Source organism: Streptomyces luteoverticillatus, from assembly GCF_003970715.1.
Taxonomy (GTDB): Bacteria; Actinomycetota; Actinomycetes; order Streptomycetales; family Streptomycetaceae; genus Streptomyces; species Streptomyces abikoensis.
Genome location: NZ_CP034587.1, coordinates 1 through 15627 on the forward strand (window position 1 = coordinate 1; position 15627 = coordinate 15627).

Below are 15627 nucleotides of genomic sequence, written 5' to 3' on the forward strand. Positions count from 1 at the left end.
GCGGCGCTGGCGGCGGAGAGCTCGTCAATGTAGGCGAAGGTCAGCTCGGCGAACTTGGCGACTTCGGCGGCGGGCAGACCTGCGGGTACGGCACCCGCTGCCAGGCATCGCCAGGCCACGCGGGCGCCGACGCGGTAGGCGCTGAGCAGGGCGTCCATCGAACGGCCGTCGCGCACCTCGCCGCGGCCCAGCTCGTAGGCCGCGTCACCGGCGTCGCCGCCTGTGGCGTTCCCGCTCGCGAGGTCCAGGTAGTGCCCCAGCGCGGTGCGGACGGCTCGGCGGATGGTGCCACCCATGCTGCCCGAAAGGGCATTGGCGTAGGGAGGGACCTCGTCGATGATCGCCTGGACGACCTCGTCGCGGTGGTCTTCAGCGCGGCCCGAAGTGCGGTGACCGTCGTCTCATCGAGGGCCAGTTCGCTGGCCCTCCGGATTGCATGGCTCACGTTTTTGTTCCCTGCGAACAATTCATCCGACCAGATTTACATCCTACGGTCAGGACTTTACGCCTTGAGGCGCAGCAAGCTGGGGTCATGACGAGTGCAGCCCTCCGTAGCAGGGCGTGGAAACTGCTGGAGATGGTCACGACGCCGCTGCTGCCGTCGGACTACCTCGACCTGGTCAGCCCGCTGCGGGCAGGCGCTGACCTGCGTGGACGCATCGAGGCCGTGCACCCCGAGACGGGTGACGCCGCGACCATCGTGATCAGGCCGGGACGGGGCTGGCGCGGCCACACAGCCGGTCAGTATGTGCGGATCGGGGTCGATGTCGACGGGAGGCGCCTGTGGCGTGCCTACTCCATCACCTCGCCGGCAAACCGCCAGGACGGCCGCGTCACGATCACCGTAAAGGCGATCCCGGACGGCAAGGTCAGCAACCACCTGGTCCGCAGGGTGACACCGGGCACGCTGATCCAGCTCGACCAGGCGTCCGGTGACTTCATGCTGCCGCAGGCCAAGCCCGCCAAGGTGCTCTATCTGACGGTCGGCAGCGGCATCACGCCCGTGATGGGCATGCTGCGCGACACGGAGTTCGACGACGTTGTCATGATCCACTGCGCGCCACAGCCGCAAGACGTGATCTTCCGCAACGAACTGCACGACCTGGTCGCGGACAAGAAGCTGCGCCTCACCGAGGTGCACACCGACACGGACGGCATGCTCGACATCGCCCGTCTCGGCGAACTCGTGCCCGACTGGGCCGAGCGCGAGACCTGGGCTTGCGGGCCCGCGGGCCTGCTCGACGCCGCCGAAGAGCACTGGACCGAGCACGGCGTACAGGAACGCCTGCACATCGAACGCTTCCGCCCCGGCATCGTCGTCGCAGGCGACGGCGGCGAGGTCACGTTCAGCGCCACCGGCAAGACCGTCGACGCGGACGGCGCCACGCCGCTGCTGGACATCGGCGAGGAGGCCGGCGTGCTCATGCCCTCCGGGTGCCGCATGGGCATCTGCTTCGGCTGCGTCACACCGCTCAAGGCGGGTGCCGTCCGCGATCTGCGCACCGGCGATATCACCGAGGCCGAGCCGGGCGTCCTCATCCAGACCTGCGTGTCCGCCGCGGCGGGCCCCTGCGACATCGAACGGTAGGAGCACCTTGACCGCCATCGACCCCACCGCCCACCTGAGCGCGGAGCAGATCGAGGAGCTTGGCCGCGAGCTGGACGCGATCCGCGACGAGGTGCTCGCCGACCGCGGCGAGAAGGACGCCGCCTACATCCGTAAGGTCATCTCGGCGCAGCGCAAGCTCGAGCTGTTCAGCAGGGGCGTGCTGTTGTTCTCGATCTTCCCGCCCGCGTGGCTGCTCGGTACCGCCGGTCTGTCCGTGGCGAAGATCATGGACAATATGGAGATCGGCCACAACGTCCTGCACGGTCAGTGGGACTGGATGCGGGACCCGAAGATCCACTCCACCACCTGGGAGTGGGATCACGTCTCGCCGTCCGACCAGTGGAAGCACTCGCACAACGAGCTGCACCACACGTACACCAATGTGATCGGCAAGGACAACGACCTCGGCTACGGCATCATGCGCGTCGACGAGGACCAGAGGTGGCACCCGTTCCACCTCGGCCAGCCGCTGTGGAACTTCATCAACGCCTGCTTCTTCGAGTACGGCATCGCAGCGTACGACCTGGAGCTCGGCAAGAACCTGCACAAGCGCCGCCGCAAGGACCCGGAGTTCCGCGCGCGGGCCAAGGCCGTGGGCCGCAAGATCCGCAAGCAGGTGCTCAAGGACTATGTGATCCACCCGCTGCTGTCGGGCCCGTCGTTTCTCACCACGCTCGCCGCCACGTTCACCGCGAACCTGGTCCGCAACATCTGGTCCCACTCGGTGATCATGTGCGGGCACTTCCCCGAGGGCGTACAGGTCTTCGAGCGCCGGTCGATCAAGGACGAGACGCGCGGCCAGTGGTACCTGCGCCAGATGATGGGCTCGGCGAACATCAGCGGCGGCAGGGCCATGCACTTCATGACCGGCAACCTCTCGCACCAGATCGAGCACCACCTGTTCCCGGACCTGCCGAGCAACCGGTACGCCGAGGTCGCGGTGAAGGTGCGCGCGCTGTTCGAAAAGTACGAGCTGGAGTACGTCACCGGGCCGCTGCCCAAGCAGGTGTTCTCCGCCTGGCACAAGGTCTTCCGGCTCTCGCTGCCGAACAAGAAGCCTAAGGTCAAGACGCCGGGCCGCGAGCAGGAGCTCGTCGCGGCCTGATCCCCGGTATTGGTCCAGATCCAGCCTCGGGCCATACCGGGCGTCCTCCCGTGACCTTCTCGAAGGAGCCCTCCAGCTCGGCGTGACCGCACTGGACACGGCATACGACTACGACCACTTCGCCTCCCACCGGACACTCAGAGGCGTAGTGGGCGACCTGCTGCCCCAGTTCTCTATCTCCACCAAGATCGGGTACTTCCCCGACGGCCATGACCTGGACCCCGTGCGGCTGCGCCGGGCGGCCGAGCGGGCAGCCGAAGATCTCGGCCGTGTCCCGAACACCCTGCTGCTGCACAACCCGGAGGCGTCAGGGACATACCCCCTGATACTGGGCAAGGTGGAGATATAGTCCGAGTGGGACGGAGAGGACTGGATCGGCCGCGACCACGACGGCGAGGTCACATGCCTGATCGCCGACATGCTGACGGTGGACAGCAGGCGCCCCCTGCCGCCCACGGAAAAGTCCACGGCTGTGGTCCTCACTTCGCCAGCACCGCCGGCCAAGGCTCCTCCGCTGGCCGCCGCGCCGCCTGCGGAAACAGCCCTGCTCTTCGCCGAATTGCTCGCCCAGACCGTGGCGATGGCGCGACGGACACCGCCCCGCCAAGACTAAGGAGTGCCCGGCAGCCGGATCGCGACAAGGGCGACCGCGCCCCAAAAGGCATACGCCCCGGCTCAGGCCGACACCGGCAGCTCGTCCCGTACGGGAACCGTTGCCGGGAAGAGGAGCGTCCGGATGAAGTGGATCAATCATCTCAAGATCGGAATCTTGTGACTTCTCGGGACCACCTCTCTGCTTCTCCCCCCGCTCGCCAGCAATGGCCCGGCTGGCCTCCCCCGCGGCCCCAGAACCGGTTGCGGCGGCTGGTTCCGTTCGTGGCCGCTGTGGGAGGCGTCGCCGCTGGTGCGGGCCTGGTCTGGCCCTTCATCTTCTCGATGTTCATTCCCCATGCGGCCTCGTGCGGCGAGGTGATGGAATTCGCCGGCGGCCACATGCCCCAGCAGGCCACCGACAAGAAGTGCGTCAACGAGGGCGCGTGGCTGGACCGCACCTACTCGGCCGAGTTCACGATGCCCCGCGAAGGCGTCGCTGCCCGCCTGAGGGAGGCTTTCCCCCGGGTCGACGACGGCGACTGCGCGGGGGACCTCTGCTTGTGGAGCCTCCGCCAGAGCGACAAGCCCGCCGGCCAGGCCGCGATCGTAGAACTCAGTGTCAACTACCAGAGCCAGAACACAGCCCGGGTCAAACTGAGCGCGTTCAACACGTAAGAAACCTCCATTTCGCCGACCAGCTCGACAGGCGGCTTCCACACCGGCGAGGGCCGGGGTGCCCGCACCACAGTCCCGCCCCGCCCGACTGCTCTCGCCCGAGGGGTATCCGTGGTGCGGGCGGGCTCGAGGTGGGCTACTCACACCGGTTTGAGTACGAACACCGATCCCCAGGTGTGGCGGGAGGGCGTTCGATGGTGCCCATGAGCCAAACCGCTACTTCCGAGGACTCCAGCCTCCTTCAGGACCGCGCCCGACAGCGGTGCGCGCGCATCGCCCTCGCCCTGCTGATCCCCACCGTCCTCGCCTGTGGGTTCCTCTATCTGGCTTCGGATTACGGCGGGCGCTGCATCACCTACGGCGAGCACTGCTCACAGGTGCCCGACGAATGGACGTACGCGGCCTTCGCCACCTCGGCCGTCTGCGGGTCCCTGGCCGCCGGCGTGCCGAGCCACCGGCGCTGGATACGAACAGCGCGGGCCGGGCTTCTGGCTGTACAGATCCTCGCCCACGTCGCCGTGGCCGCACTGGTCATCAGCTGAACAAGATCGCCGCGCCCCGCAAACGCACGGTAGCGGCTCGCGCAGGGCGGGCTGGGGCAGGTCCTCGCCCACGCCCGGAGCGGCGCTCTTAGAACCCCTAACAGAATGACGTCGGGCAATCTGGTTGTGCCTGAAGATCTGTGTCAGCACCATGAGCCCTGGCAGGGGTGGGCAAGCAAGGATGAGGGTGCACTGTGGAACTGATCAGCCTCTCGGATGGCGACAACAGCTTCCGGGTGCGCGTGTTGGGGCGCAGGTCGCCGGGCGTGCCGCACCTTCATGACCTGCTCGACGCGGAGGTCCTCATCACGAGCAGCTTCGTGAGCGGTCGGCTGGCCACGGCCCTGCGGCCATCCGACCTGGAGAGCTGGGCTCGCGCTCTGGACCGACTTTCCGCAGGTCAGGACATCTGCTGGAGGGACGACGACCACAGTCCCGAGATCAGGATCCAGCCCTACAACGAAGAACATGAGACGGTCGCTGTCCGTGTGGAGGACCTAGGCAGTTCGTGCGTCTCCGTGTTCATTCCGTTGTGCCTCGAAGAGGGCTGGATCGACGAACAGCGGAGGCTGCTCGCGCGGGTACGACAGGAGTGGCCGAGCGAGGTCCTCGAACGCTCATGGGGCGTCTATGAGTGGCGGCGCTGAGCTTCGGCCAGCCGGCGCCGGCAGACAAGTGCACATCCGAGGGTCAGGAAGGCTTCGTGGATGTCGTCGCGGACCTCCCATCGGATCCGAAGGCGGCGGAACCAGTGGAGGTGGGCGAAGGCGCGCTCGACCACCCAGCGTTGAGCTCCCGGACCAGAGCCGTGCGCGGTGCCCCGGCGGGCGATCATCTGCTTCACACCGAGGTCCCAAACCAGGCGACGGTACTTGTCATGGTCGTACCCGCGGTCGGCGAGCAGGACGTCCGGGCGGCGCCGGGGCCGACCGCGTTTGCCCCGCACCGGCGGCACCGCCTCCAGAAGTGGGAGCAGCTGGGTAACGTCGTTGCGGTTGCCGCCGGTCAGGGTTGCGGCGAGCGGGATACCGGTGGCATCAGTGATCAGATGGTGTTCGCTAACGGTTCTGCCCCGGTCGACAGGGCTTCGTCCCGTCTTATTGCTCCCCTTTAACGCACGGATGTGGGAGCCATCGACCGCCGCCCGAGAGAAGTCCAGGGCATTCGCTCCGCGGAGCAAGGCAAGGAGCACCTGGTGCAGCCGGGGCCACACGCCGGCCTCGGTCCACTCGGCCAGGCGACGCCAGCACGTCATCCCCGAACCGAAGCCGATCTCCTGCGGAAGGTGCTCCCAAGCGATCCCGGTATGCAGCACGAGCAGGATCCCCCTGGAACACCAACCGGTCCGGATGCCGCTTCCGCCCGGGATACCGAACCCGCCGCTCGACCTTGGGCAGCAGCGGCTCGATCACCGCCCACAACCCATCGTCAACTTCCCACGACGTCGGTCGAACCACGCCGCCCCCCACGCCCTCTCGATGTCGAGGCCCTCTTTCCGGAACTGGTTGCTTTTCGGGGGACGACCACCCGGCTCCACCCGCGGCCGGGCAGACCAGGGCCTTCGGCCAGCCCCTTGGGCGGTCCCATGTTGTGGCCGACGGACGAGCCGTGGCCGGTGTGCGGCGAGGCGCACGGCCGTGGGCGTGGTCGGCGCCCGGCCGACATCCGCCGCCATCGGCGAATCATGGCTTCCGCGTGGGCCCGCGAGCAGGCCCCGGGCCCGACGGACGAGGAGCGGGAGCTACTGGACGAGCTGCACCGGGAGCACCGCATGCCCGGGGCTTCCGAGACGGACCCGCTGCCGATGATCGGCCTCGCACAGCTGTACCGGCGGGATGTGCCCAACCTGTCGGCGGGGCGCCGCGGCAGCCGAGGCGGCCAGTCACGCCGGCCCAGCCCTCGGACCAGATCCAGCGGTCCGCCACCGGTAATTCGGCTCGGTGACTCCGTGGCCATGGAACGCCGCGCGCACCTCGAGCCAGGTGGAGGTGTTCAGGCCGGTGGGACGGCACCGGCCGTCCCACCCGTGCCCGTCATGCACCCGTCTGCCGCGCAGCGCTCGGCATCGCCTACCACTGGAGTGCAAAATCATTATAGATAGAACAGATTGCCTATATAGGTCTATATAGCACCTTTCTACAGGCAGAGCAGCCGCGCTGTGATCGTGACCGCCCCTCTCCCCCTCCCCGTCATCAGAGGGCGTCACGTTCGGAAAGAAGCAACGATGCACGATGCCGGGCAGTACGAACGCTACGCCGGTGGGTCCCCCGAGGCGGAGCGCATCCTCGTCGAGCGGCTCGTCCACGACCTGATGCGGGTGCAGATCAAGGTCAAGAAGCGCAGCGGGGCCACCGGCATCGCGCGGACCTTCCATGCGAAGGCGGTCCTCGGTGTCGAGAACGCCCGGCTGACGATCCGCGACGACCTCCCCGGCGATCTGCGGGCAGGCTTCGTACAGCCAGGAGCGGAATATCCCGTCACCCTCCGCCTGTCCAACGCGAGCGGGGCACGGCAACCCGACTACGCCCCGACCTGCGAGGGGCGGCGCTGCGGATCCGGACCGGGCCGGACAAGTCCCACGACCTCCTCATGACCAGTTTCCCGGTCTCCCACGCCCGCAACGCACACGAGTTCGTGGCGTTCGCGAAGGCTATGGCCGGGGCCGACTCGATGCCCCGCAAAGCATTCGCTCTGTTCGTCAAGCTGCCCCTGGCCGTGGGCAGGCCCACGGCCAGGCGCATGCGCCGCAACGTACGCGCCGGAACCCGGCACACAGTGCGCAGCCTCGCATTCGAGACGTACTGGAGCCGTGGAGCCGTCCTGTGGGGCGACGCCGGGCCCGTGCGCTATCAGCTCCGCCCCGCCCCGGACGCACCCTCGGCAGCCGCGCCTCCCCCTTCCCGTACCGACCCCGACCACCTGCAGCACGAGCTCGCCCATCGCCTGCGCACGGCGGACATCGTCTTCGAGTTGTGCGTGCAACGCTACGTGGACAGTGAGCGCACGCCCATCGAGGACGGCGCGGCCGAGTGGAAGGAGTCCGCCACGCCGGTGATTCCCGTGGCGACGCTGACCGTCCCGCGCCAGGACCTGGACGCCTCCCCGGCGCGTGCCACCGCCACCCGGGTCGAGCAGCTCGCCTTCAACCCGTGGAACACCACGGAGGACTTCCGCCCCTTGGGCAACCTCAACCGGGCCCGCAAAGCCGCCTACGAGGCCAGCAGCGCCCTGCGCCTGGGGTATCGCTTCGTCTCCGAGGAACCCTTGCACAACGCCGTACTCGGCGTTCCGCTGCGCGCGGGGTTCCGTGCTCTCAACCGGTTCGTCCCCTGGTACCGGTTGCCGACCCGGCTCGGCCTGCTCAACCTCGTCGCGCTCCGCCAGACCCTGCGCCGCGAGAACCTGATCGACACGGAGGTCCACCAGGCTCCGCCGAAGGCGCAGTCGGTGCCTCCGCCCGTCGAGGAACAGCTACGGGTGGAGCGCAGCTACGACGGTACGTACAACGACCTGTCCGCTCCGAAGATGGGCGCCGTCGGCGCCACGTTCGGCCGCAACCTCGCACCGGTCTACCGCCCCGACCTGTTCGACAGCCCCAATCCCGTCACCGTCAGCAGACAGCTGCTCCACCGTGACGCCTTCATCCCCGCCCGGTCGCTGAACGTCCTCGCCGCCGCGTGGATCCAGTTCCAAGTGCACGACTGGGTCAACCACCAGCGCTACCCCGTCGGCACGCGGAGCGTGGAAGTGCCGCTCCCGCCCGGCATGACCTGGCGCAACTCCCCCGGCGGACCGCCCGAGAACGTCATGCGGTTCACCGAGAACAAGGGTGTGCAGCCGCCCGGCGGCCTCGCGCCGCCGGCTCTCTTCGGCAATGTCGCGTCCCATTGGTGGGACGGTTCGGAGGTCTACGGCGGTGACCAGCAGGCTGCGATGTCGCTGCGCGAGCCGGGCGGTGGCGCGGCGCTGCGCCTGGAGGACGGGCACCTGCCGCTCGGCCCCGACGGCATCCCGCTGACCGGGTTCAGGGAGAGCTGGTGGCTCGGCCTCAGTTCCATGCACACCGTCTTCGCGCGCGAACACAACGCCGTCTGTGAAGCGCTGCGGCGGGAATACCCGCACATGGACCAGAACCGGGTGTATCACACGGCGCGCCTCATCGTCTCCGCCCTCATCGCCAAGATCCACACCGTGGAATGGACCCCCGCGATCCTGGCGACGGAGACGATCGAGATCTCCTTGCGGACCAACTGGCAGGGCCCTCCGAAGAACTGGCTCACCCAGCTGGGTCTGTGGATGTTCGAGGCGCATTCGCTCACCGGTATTCCCAAGACCCTGCCGGACCACCACGCCGCGCCCTACTCCCTCACCGAGGACTTCGTCACCGTCTACCGGATGCATCCGCTGATCCCGGACGACTTCGAGATCGTCGACCACAGGTTCGGGCACCGGATCGACACCTTGGACTTCAACGCCGTGCAGGGTGCCGCCGCGGAGCCCCTCATCCGCAAGACCGGACTGGCGAACGCGCTGTACTCACTCGGAATCGCCCACCCCGGGGCGATCACCCTGCACAACTTCCCTCGCGCGCTGCAGGCCTTCGAACGGGACGGTGAGGTGATCGACCTGTCCGTGGTCGATCTGGTACGCACCCGGCGCCGCGGCGTTCCTCGCTACAACGACTTCCGCAGCGGCCTGCACAAGCCGCGCATCAAGCGATTCGAGGAGCTGTCCACCGAGCCGGAGACCCTCGCACGGCTGAAGGACGTCTACCGCACCGTCGACGACATCGACACCATGGTCGGCCTCTTCGCCGAGAACCCACCCCAGGGCTTCGGTTTCAGCGACACGGCCTTCCGCATCTTCATCGTGATGGCCAGCAGGCGGCTGCAGAGCGACCGCTTCCTCACCGTCGACTTCCGTCCCGAGGTGTACACGCCCCTCGGCATGGACTGGATCGAGCGCAACGGCATGACGAGCGTCCTGTTGCGGCACTGTCCCGAGCTGGCGAGCTTCCTGCCGCGCTCGGCCAACGCGTTCGTGCCGTGGCGCCCGGTCGAGCCCGCCCGGAACAACTCCGGGCCCGGCAGCGACTGAGGAGGGCACGGGACCGGCCGCCGCCGGCGGCAGCGGTGCACGGCCTACCCGGTTGTGTGCCACCGCTGATCGTGCATTCGGTGGTCCTCGGTCAGCCCGTTGCGGAAGAAGTGCTCGTAGTAGTCGTTCTCGACGTGATGCGCCTGCAGCCAGACCCCTGGGGCGTGGATTGTGTCGCAGTGTGCGGGAAAGCGCCCATGGGTCTCGTAGATGTAGGTGCAGATGTCGCGTGTGCACGCGATGACGTCGGCGGAGTAGTTGCTGGCCTGGCGCAGGTACTGGGATCCGAACTCGCCTCGGTAGATGCGTGCGAACAGCCCTTCGTCGGAGTAGATGCCCTTCGGCCCGAACTTGTCCGCCACGACGGCGTCGACCGCGTCGGCCATCGAGGCGTAGTTCGGCGGGCACATCGACTTGATCAGGTGCTCTCCGTCGTGGCGCAGGCCCACGGTGGTCGCTCGCAGGTTGGAGAAGCGGGGCAGGGGCACGTGCCACCGCAGGAGGTCCGCCGGTTTCCAGCGAGGGGTGGCCCAGTCGAAGCCGAGCATCGCACCGTAGGTCTTACGGAACTTGGGGTCGCCCAGCATGACCGGCGGGGCGAGCGATGCGTGGATCCACGCGCCGAGGCCCATCGCGTCGGCGGTGAGCATGAGGTTCTGCAGCAGCAGGTCCGCCTCGATCTGTGTGCGCATCGCCCAGATGGTGCCGAGGGGAAGCTTGATGTCCTTGTTCAGGAATCCCGACTTCATCCACTTCTTCACACCCGCGGGGCGGTAGAAGTTGCGGTCGTCGACGATGGTGGGACGTGCTCCCTCGGGCTGGGTCAGCAGATACATCATCCCGTTGATGTACTGCCGGGAGAGGTCGACCACCGGGAACAGGACAGTGGTGCCCGGCAGGTTCGACAGGAACCGGTTGGAGTCGAGGTAGGCCGGGAAATCCCGGTTCCCGTGCGGCACGTCGATGCGGTGGTCGAGCAGTCGCACCTTCACCTCGGCCGCACGCGCGCACAGGGTCTCGGTGTCGAACACCGCCGGTGAGCCGTCGGCGGGAGGAGGGAGTTTGCGCAGGAAGTAGGTGCCGGTGTCGTTGATCAGGAAGAAGTGCGTGCCCTGGGCGTTGTCGGGGCTGCCCGCGGTCCGTCCGGCCATGTTGAGGTTCGGCTTGGCCATGATCGGCTTGCCGTCGCGAGGGTCGGCGAACGGGCGGTCCGGCATGGTGAGGCCGGTGCATCCCGTCATGGCGATCAGGACGGCCTCTTCGAGCTCTGTCAGGGGTGTGCGCGGCTGCGTGGAGGCCCAGCTCATCGAGCCGGCCTCGACCGAACTGCCGCGGCTGACCCGGTGGGTGCGGCGATGCCAGACCGAGGTGAGCAGCGGCCGGGTCATGAGGGCGTCGAGGCCGGCATGGCCGTATGTCTGCATGGGCCGGGTCCTCCCTGGTACGGGGCGCGGATCGCGGATCGTTGACGGACGGGAAACCGGGACGGTGACCGGGACGAAATCCGGGACCGGCCGGCCGGCTACGGGCTACGGGCTACGGGCTACGGGCTACGGAAGCGTGCTTCGACGGTCTCGACAAGACCGGCGATCACTCCGTCGGGCGAGGGGCTGTAGTGCGGGACCGCCCATCGCGTGATCCTGGCGTCGATGAGGGTGGGCCGGCCGGAGGACAGTGCCGCCCCGAAGGCGTCCTCGAACTCCTCGAGCGTCTCCACCCGGTAGCCGTCGGCGCCGCACGCCCGCGCGTAGGCGGCGAAGTCCGGGTTCTGGAACTCGACCAGCCCCGTCTCCCCGTACGTCGTGAGCTGGAAGAGCTTGATCAGCTTGAATTCCTGGTCGTCGAAGATGACCCAGATGACCGGGATCTCGTGCTCGACGGCGGTCATCAGCTCGAAACCGGACAGTGAGTAGCAGCCATCGCCGCAGCCGACGACGACCGTCCGGTCCGGGTGCGCCGTCTTCAGTCCGATGGCGCCGTTGACGTGTCCGGCCATCGGTCCGAACGAACCTGCCTTGCGGAAGTTCTGTCCCTCTTCCAGCTCCACGTAATACCCGAGCCATCCCAGGTGAGCGCCCGCATCGGCGAGCAGAACGCCGTTCGGCGGCAGTATCCGGCCGATCGTCTGCGCGAGCTGCCCGGGGTGGATCTGCCCGGTCAGGTGGGTGATGTGCCGGGCCTCGTAGTCCCGGCCGTCGACTTCGGCCGGCGGTACCTCGCCGACCTTCTTCTCCAGCGCTTCCACGAGGGCCGCCACCGCCGGGCGCGCGTCGGACAGGAGGGCGTAGTCGGGCTTGTACGTCTTGCGGAACTCAGTCTCGGAGATGTTCACGTGGATGAGCAATTTTTCCCGGAACAGGTCCTCGCGATAATTGAAGGTGGCGTGCTGGTTGAGGGAATTACCGACGCACAGCACGATCTCGGCCTCGCGGAACGCCTTCCAGGCGCTTGCGTGACCGCTGTCGGCGAAGACCCCCACCGCCAGCGGATGCCCCTCGGACACGATGCCCTTGCCGTCCAGCGTGGTGAGCAGCGGGATCTGGAACCGCTCGATCAAGCACTTGATCTCCGGCCCGGCACCGCTCCGCACGGCACCGAAGCCGACGAGCGCCACGACCTTCTTGCGCCTCGTCAGGGCGTCCGCCAGAACCGCTGCGATCTCCTCCACCTGCACCGGGTCGGGCAGGACGGGTGCGACGTCGAGCCGGATGTCCCGGAAATTCGTGACCTCGACGCCTCGGTGCGTCAGATCCTCGGGAACGTGGATGTGCACGGGCCCGGGCCTGCCCTCGAAGGCGATGTTGACCGCTTCCTCCAGCACGTCGCACGTGTCGGCGGCGGCGTCGAGCAGGAAGGACTTCTTCGTCGTGGCCGCGAACATGGCCCGGGAGTCGGGCGTACGGTTCAGACCCGAGGTCTCGTTGAGCGATCCCCATCCCTGCCATTGCCTCGACGCGTAGCCCGAAACGGCCAGGACCGGGTAGGAGTCGGACATCGCCACGGCCAGACCGGAGAACAGATTGAACGCACCTGGCCCCGCGGTGGCGAAACAGAAGCCCAGCCTGTTGGTGTACATCGCATAGCCACAGGCCATGAAGGACGCGGCCTGCTCGTGCCGCGTGATGACCGGCCGGATCCGCTTCGAGTGTTTGAGCGCCAGCATCAGGCCGGCGGCGTTCTCACCCGCACCGCCGAACGCAGCCTGTACGCCGATGCCTTCCAGCCCCCTGACGATGGCCTCGTAGACCCTCATCGGCGCTCCTCGTTCATGCCCTGGAGACCCTGCCGGTCGCGCATCGGGCCTTACCTCGACCCATGAGAGCGGTTTCTGTCATATGGGTGCATTTCACTCAGAAGCCTATGCGATAAGCAGAGTGATGTCGCCGGAACACGTCGGTCCGGTCGCATCCGACGCAAGGGGCACCCATACGGATGCCGTAAGCCACCCGCACGGCCCATAACTTATTGCTCTCCCCTCGGAGAAAACACTCCGCCACCATCCGGGGGACTCACCATCCGCATTTTGCATTACGGCGGACACGCAACGGGCAATGACGTGCCAGCCGTGCGGGCGAAGGGTCCGTCCTCCGCTCCGTCCCGTTTCCGTTCCATTCCGCCGACAGGAAGGTCACGCCATGAGCGGGACGCCTGCTGTCCCCGGGAATTCCCTGGAGACGCTCCCCGACTGTGCCACCGTTCCCGTCACGTCCCTGGCGGCCGAGCTCGGGGAGAAGCGGATGGGAGGCAGGATCGCCCAGGGGCAGGACCCAGTCCTGCGGCCGGACTTCAGCAAATCCACGGTGTCGCCCGCGGCGTACTCGCCGTCGACCCCGCACTCCCACCCGCCCTGAGCATCGGACTCCTCCCGGCCGCGAAGGAGCAGAAGGGCCTCGCGGCCTGGGTGCGCTTCTCCAGTGATGTCCTCCCGGACCGGCTGGACCTGCGCAGGACCGCTGGTGTGGGCATCAAACCCTTCGGGGTGCCCGGCCCGAAGCTGACGGAGCAGGAGAGCCGGGCGGACCCCCAGGACCTGGTCCTGCAGAACCAAGACAACTTCTTCGTCGACACCGCCCGGGACATGTGCGAGTTCCAGCAGGACCCCCTGGCCTACCGGCGCGACCATCCGGTCACCCACCGGATCCTGCGGGAAATACGCAAGCCCGAGGAGAGCGTACTGACCGCCTCGTACTGGGGTGTGCTCCCGTACGCCTTCGGCACGGACCGGCACGTGAAGTACAAGTTGGTACCGGCCGGCTGTGCGCAGGGCGACCCGCACGCGACCCCAGCGGCCGAGAACCCCTCCTTCCTCCGCGGTGATCTGCAGTACCGGCTGGCCGCCGACGAGGTCGCCTTCGATCTGCTGCTGCAGTTCCGTACGGATCCGGACAGCATGCCGCTGGACCGTGCGACCGTGCGCTGGGGGGAAATCGCTGAGCGCCCCGGTGAAGGTGGCGAGGCTGACCCTGCACCGGCAGGACGTCACGGCCCGCGGCCAGGAGGTCTACGGGGACAACTTCACCTGCAACCCCTGGCACAGCCTGCCCGAGCACCAACCGGTCGGCAGCCTCGGTGAGGCCCGCAAGATCGTCTACGCCGCCTCTGCCGCCAGCCGCCAGCCGCCAGCCGCCACGACGCGAACGGGGTTCCGGTGGTGGAGCCCGGCCCGGCACCGGCCGGCGTCCGCCGAAGCACCCGGCCGCCACACCCGCATCCGCCTGGCCTCCTTCGCCGCCGGGCTGATCATCGACCTCGAAGCCGTCGTCTTCGGTATGAGCACCGAATGGTCGTCCGGTCCCGTCGAAGGCCGCGTCAATGACCTGAAAGCCCTCAAGCGCAGCATGTTCGGCAGAGCGAAACTCCCGCTACTACGCAAACGGCTCCTGCTGACTGCCGTCAGCCGCCTACCACAGACCGTGACGGACCCTCAACGGAGCTGCTCCACTTCACGGGCCTCAGGCAAACCTGCACGATTCCGGCGCGCCCGTGCAAGCACCTCCCCCGAATCATATATAGATGGAACAAATGCCGACCAAGCGGCGTAGACGCCGCCTATTAGCCCAACCGAGGCAACGGAAGTAGGGGGTCATGGCCCGCAGTTTTCGAGTGTTCCATCCAAATCAGGCGCCTGGCGCTCAAGCTAAGAACTTCAACATCAACGGCTTCGATATCTCCAACGGTCACGCCGTGCTGGCCACTGCGGCGATCTTCCCGGGGGGCCCGGGCTCCTTCGGCCCTGACCTCGACCTCCGGCTCCAGGTCCATGGCCCAATCGTGTGGGTCTCCAACATCGTCCCGCACGGTGGACCGAACGAGGCCACGGGCATCGAGTACGTGGTGCACGTTGATAACACGAGCACTCCGGTCAATGTTGCCGTCACTCTGACTGTGTTCGATAGATGCGAGGGCTTCGGCGTCGTCTGAGCCGCACGGGCTTCCCATCGGCTACGAGGACAAGCCCGACCCTGACGAACGAAATCCAGAGCAACGATCCCGCCACCCCAACGTTGCCGGCGCTCTACAGCGCACGACAGCACGATCCAGTTCACGGAATCCGTGCCTGAACCCCTTCAACCTGCTAAAGAAACCCCGGTCGGCCCGCGCCTGCCCCTCCCTGCAAAGGCCCCCACACCCAGCGGGAATGTGGAGTGATCAGCCGGTCTGTGACTGCTATTGCAGGCCATCGCATCCCGTGGTGAGTCGAAGACCCCGGTGCAGTGCGGGGCCCTCAGGTTCTGTGCCTTCCGGGCCCGCGCCAGGCTGCGGATGACCGCTGACGTCCCCTCACCCCGGCCAGAGCTCGTCCGTAACACCATCGCCCGCACGTGCCCCCCCGAAGCCCCGCAACCGCCCCGCCCCACCACCGGGACATCTACCCAACGGAAGAGGAATCGAGCGCTAGCTGGAGCCTCAATTTCATCCACGAATTCATTCGCCGTACGGAGGGGCCGAGCTGGAGGGAGGCTGCCAGCCGCGGCCTGGCCCTGCGCGAGCAGGCCCTGGGACGG

Annotated in this window: 14 protein-coding genes and 3 pseudogenes; 13 read left to right on the forward strand and 4 right to left on the reverse strand. The window is 67.5% G+C overall.

All coding sequences use genetic code 11. The features are described 5' to 3' along the window. Positions 1-445, reverse strand: a pseudogene (locus tag EKH77_RS00005) (PucR family transcriptional regulator); the annotation flags it as partial. Between the two features lie 87 nt (positions 446-532). Between EKH77_RS00005 and EKH77_RS00010 the strand changes: the two are divergent. The 6 genes from EKH77_RS00010 (at position 533) to EKH77_RS00040 (ending at position 5172) form a co-directional block, all read left to right on the forward strand. Continuing rightward, positions 533-1588 carry a ferredoxin reductase gene (locus EKH77_RS00010; RefSeq protein ID WP_126912388.1) on the forward strand — a complete coding sequence of 352 codons (1056 nt, stop codon included), beginning with the start codon at positions 533-535 and terminating at the stop codon, positions 1586-1588. Positions 1589-1595: 7 nt separating this feature from the next. Next, positions 1596-2714: a fatty acid desaturase family protein gene (locus EKH77_RS00015; protein ID WP_126912389.1), complete on the forward strand. Its 1119-nt coding sequence runs from the start codon at positions 1596-1598 to the stop codon at positions 2712-2714. A gap of 82 nt (positions 2715-2796) precedes the next feature. Then, positions 2797-3063: a hypothetical protein gene (locus tag EKH77_RS00020; RefSeq protein WP_126912390.1), complete on the forward strand. Its 267-nt coding sequence runs from the start codon at positions 2797-2799 to the stop codon at positions 3061-3063. A 527-nt stretch (positions 3064-3590) separates the two neighbouring features. Beyond that, positions 3591-3983 carry a hypothetical protein gene (locus EKH77_RS00030; protein ID WP_126912391.1) on the forward strand — a complete coding sequence of 131 codons (393 nt, stop codon included), beginning with the start codon at positions 3591-3593 and terminating at the stop codon, positions 3981-3983. A 203-nt stretch (positions 3984-4186) separates the two neighbouring features. Continuing rightward, positions 4187-4525, forward strand: a complete 339-nt coding sequence (locus EKH77_RS00035) for a hypothetical protein (protein WP_126912392.1) — start codon at positions 4187-4189, stop codon at positions 4523-4525. Positions 4526-4719: 194 nt separating this feature from the next. Then, complete coding sequence (locus tag EKH77_RS00040) at positions 4720-5172, forward strand: DUF5959 family protein (RefSeq protein WP_126912393.1); 453 nt, start codon at positions 4720-4722, stop codon at positions 5170-5172. On the opposite strand, the gene EKH77_RS00045 is transcribed toward EKH77_RS00040, so the two are convergent. Next, positions 5154-5982, reverse strand: a protein-coding gene (locus EKH77_RS00045; protein ID WP_240667138.1) for an IS5 family transposase whose coding sequence is annotated in 2 segments (ribosomal slippage) — positions 5154-5855 and positions 5857-5982 — 828 coding nt in all. Because the reading frame shifts where the segments join, the coding sequence is not laid out codon by codon here. The genes EKH77_RS00040 and EKH77_RS00045 overlap by 19 nt on opposite strands. Positions 5983-6098: 116 nt before the next feature. Between EKH77_RS00045 and EKH77_RS33515 the strand changes: the two are divergent. The 3 genes and pseudogenes from EKH77_RS33515 to EKH77_RS00055 all read left to right on the forward strand — a co-directional run. Next, positions 6099-6383 (forward strand): annotated as a pseudogene (locus EKH77_RS33515) (hypothetical protein); the annotation flags it as partial. A 366-nt stretch (positions 6384-6749) separates the two neighbouring features. Next, positions 6750-7118 (forward strand): hypothetical protein, encoded by a 369-nt coding sequence (locus tag EKH77_RS34505; protein WP_346429040.1) that lies wholly within the window; start codon positions 6750-6752, stop codon positions 7116-7118. Further along, positions 7115-9622, forward strand: coding sequence for a peroxidase family protein (locus EKH77_RS00055; RefSeq protein WP_346429041.1), 2508 nt, complete (start codon positions 7115-7117; stop codon positions 9620-9622). The genes EKH77_RS34505 and EKH77_RS00055 overlap by 4 nt, the downstream gene beginning before the upstream one ends. Positions 9623-9666: 44 nt before the next feature. Here the strand turns inward: EKH77_RS00055 and EKH77_RS00060 are convergent, their stop codons facing one another. Then, the gene (locus tag EKH77_RS00060) at positions 9667-11046 is read right to left on the reverse strand and encodes a hypothetical protein (protein WP_126912395.1); all 1380 of its coding nucleotides are present in this window, start codon (positions 11044-11046) and stop codon (positions 9667-9669) included. A 119-nt stretch (positions 11047-11165) separates the two neighbouring features. Further along, positions 11166-12875, reverse strand: a complete 1710-nt coding sequence (locus EKH77_RS00065; RefSeq protein WP_126912396.1) for a thiamine pyrophosphate-binding protein — start codon at positions 12873-12875, stop codon at positions 11166-11168. Between the two features lie 382 nt (positions 12876-13257). Here EKH77_RS00065 and EKH77_RS00070 point away from each other — a divergent pair, with 382 nt between their 5' ends. From EKH77_RS00070 to EKH77_RS00085, 4 genes and pseudogenes are all read left to right on the forward strand, one after another. Next, complete coding sequence (locus EKH77_RS00070; protein WP_126912397.1) at positions 13258-13473, forward strand: hypothetical protein; 216 nt, start codon at positions 13258-13260, stop codon at positions 13471-13473. A 107-nt stretch (positions 13474-13580) separates the two neighbouring features. Further along, positions 13581-14195, forward strand: a complete 615-nt coding sequence (locus EKH77_RS00075; RefSeq protein ID WP_126912398.1) for a hypothetical protein — start codon at positions 13581-13583, stop codon at positions 14193-14195. 148 nt (positions 14196-14343) lie between these two features. Further along, a pseudogene (locus EKH77_RS34675) lies at positions 14344-14514 on the forward strand (ISL3 family transposase); the annotation flags it as partial. Positions 14515-14707: 193 nt separating this feature from the next. Beyond that, entirely contained in the window at positions 14708-15043 is a 336-nt protein-coding gene (locus tag EKH77_RS00085) for a hypothetical protein (protein ID WP_126912400.1), read from the forward strand. The last annotated feature ends 584 nt before the right edge of the window (positions 15044-15627 follow it).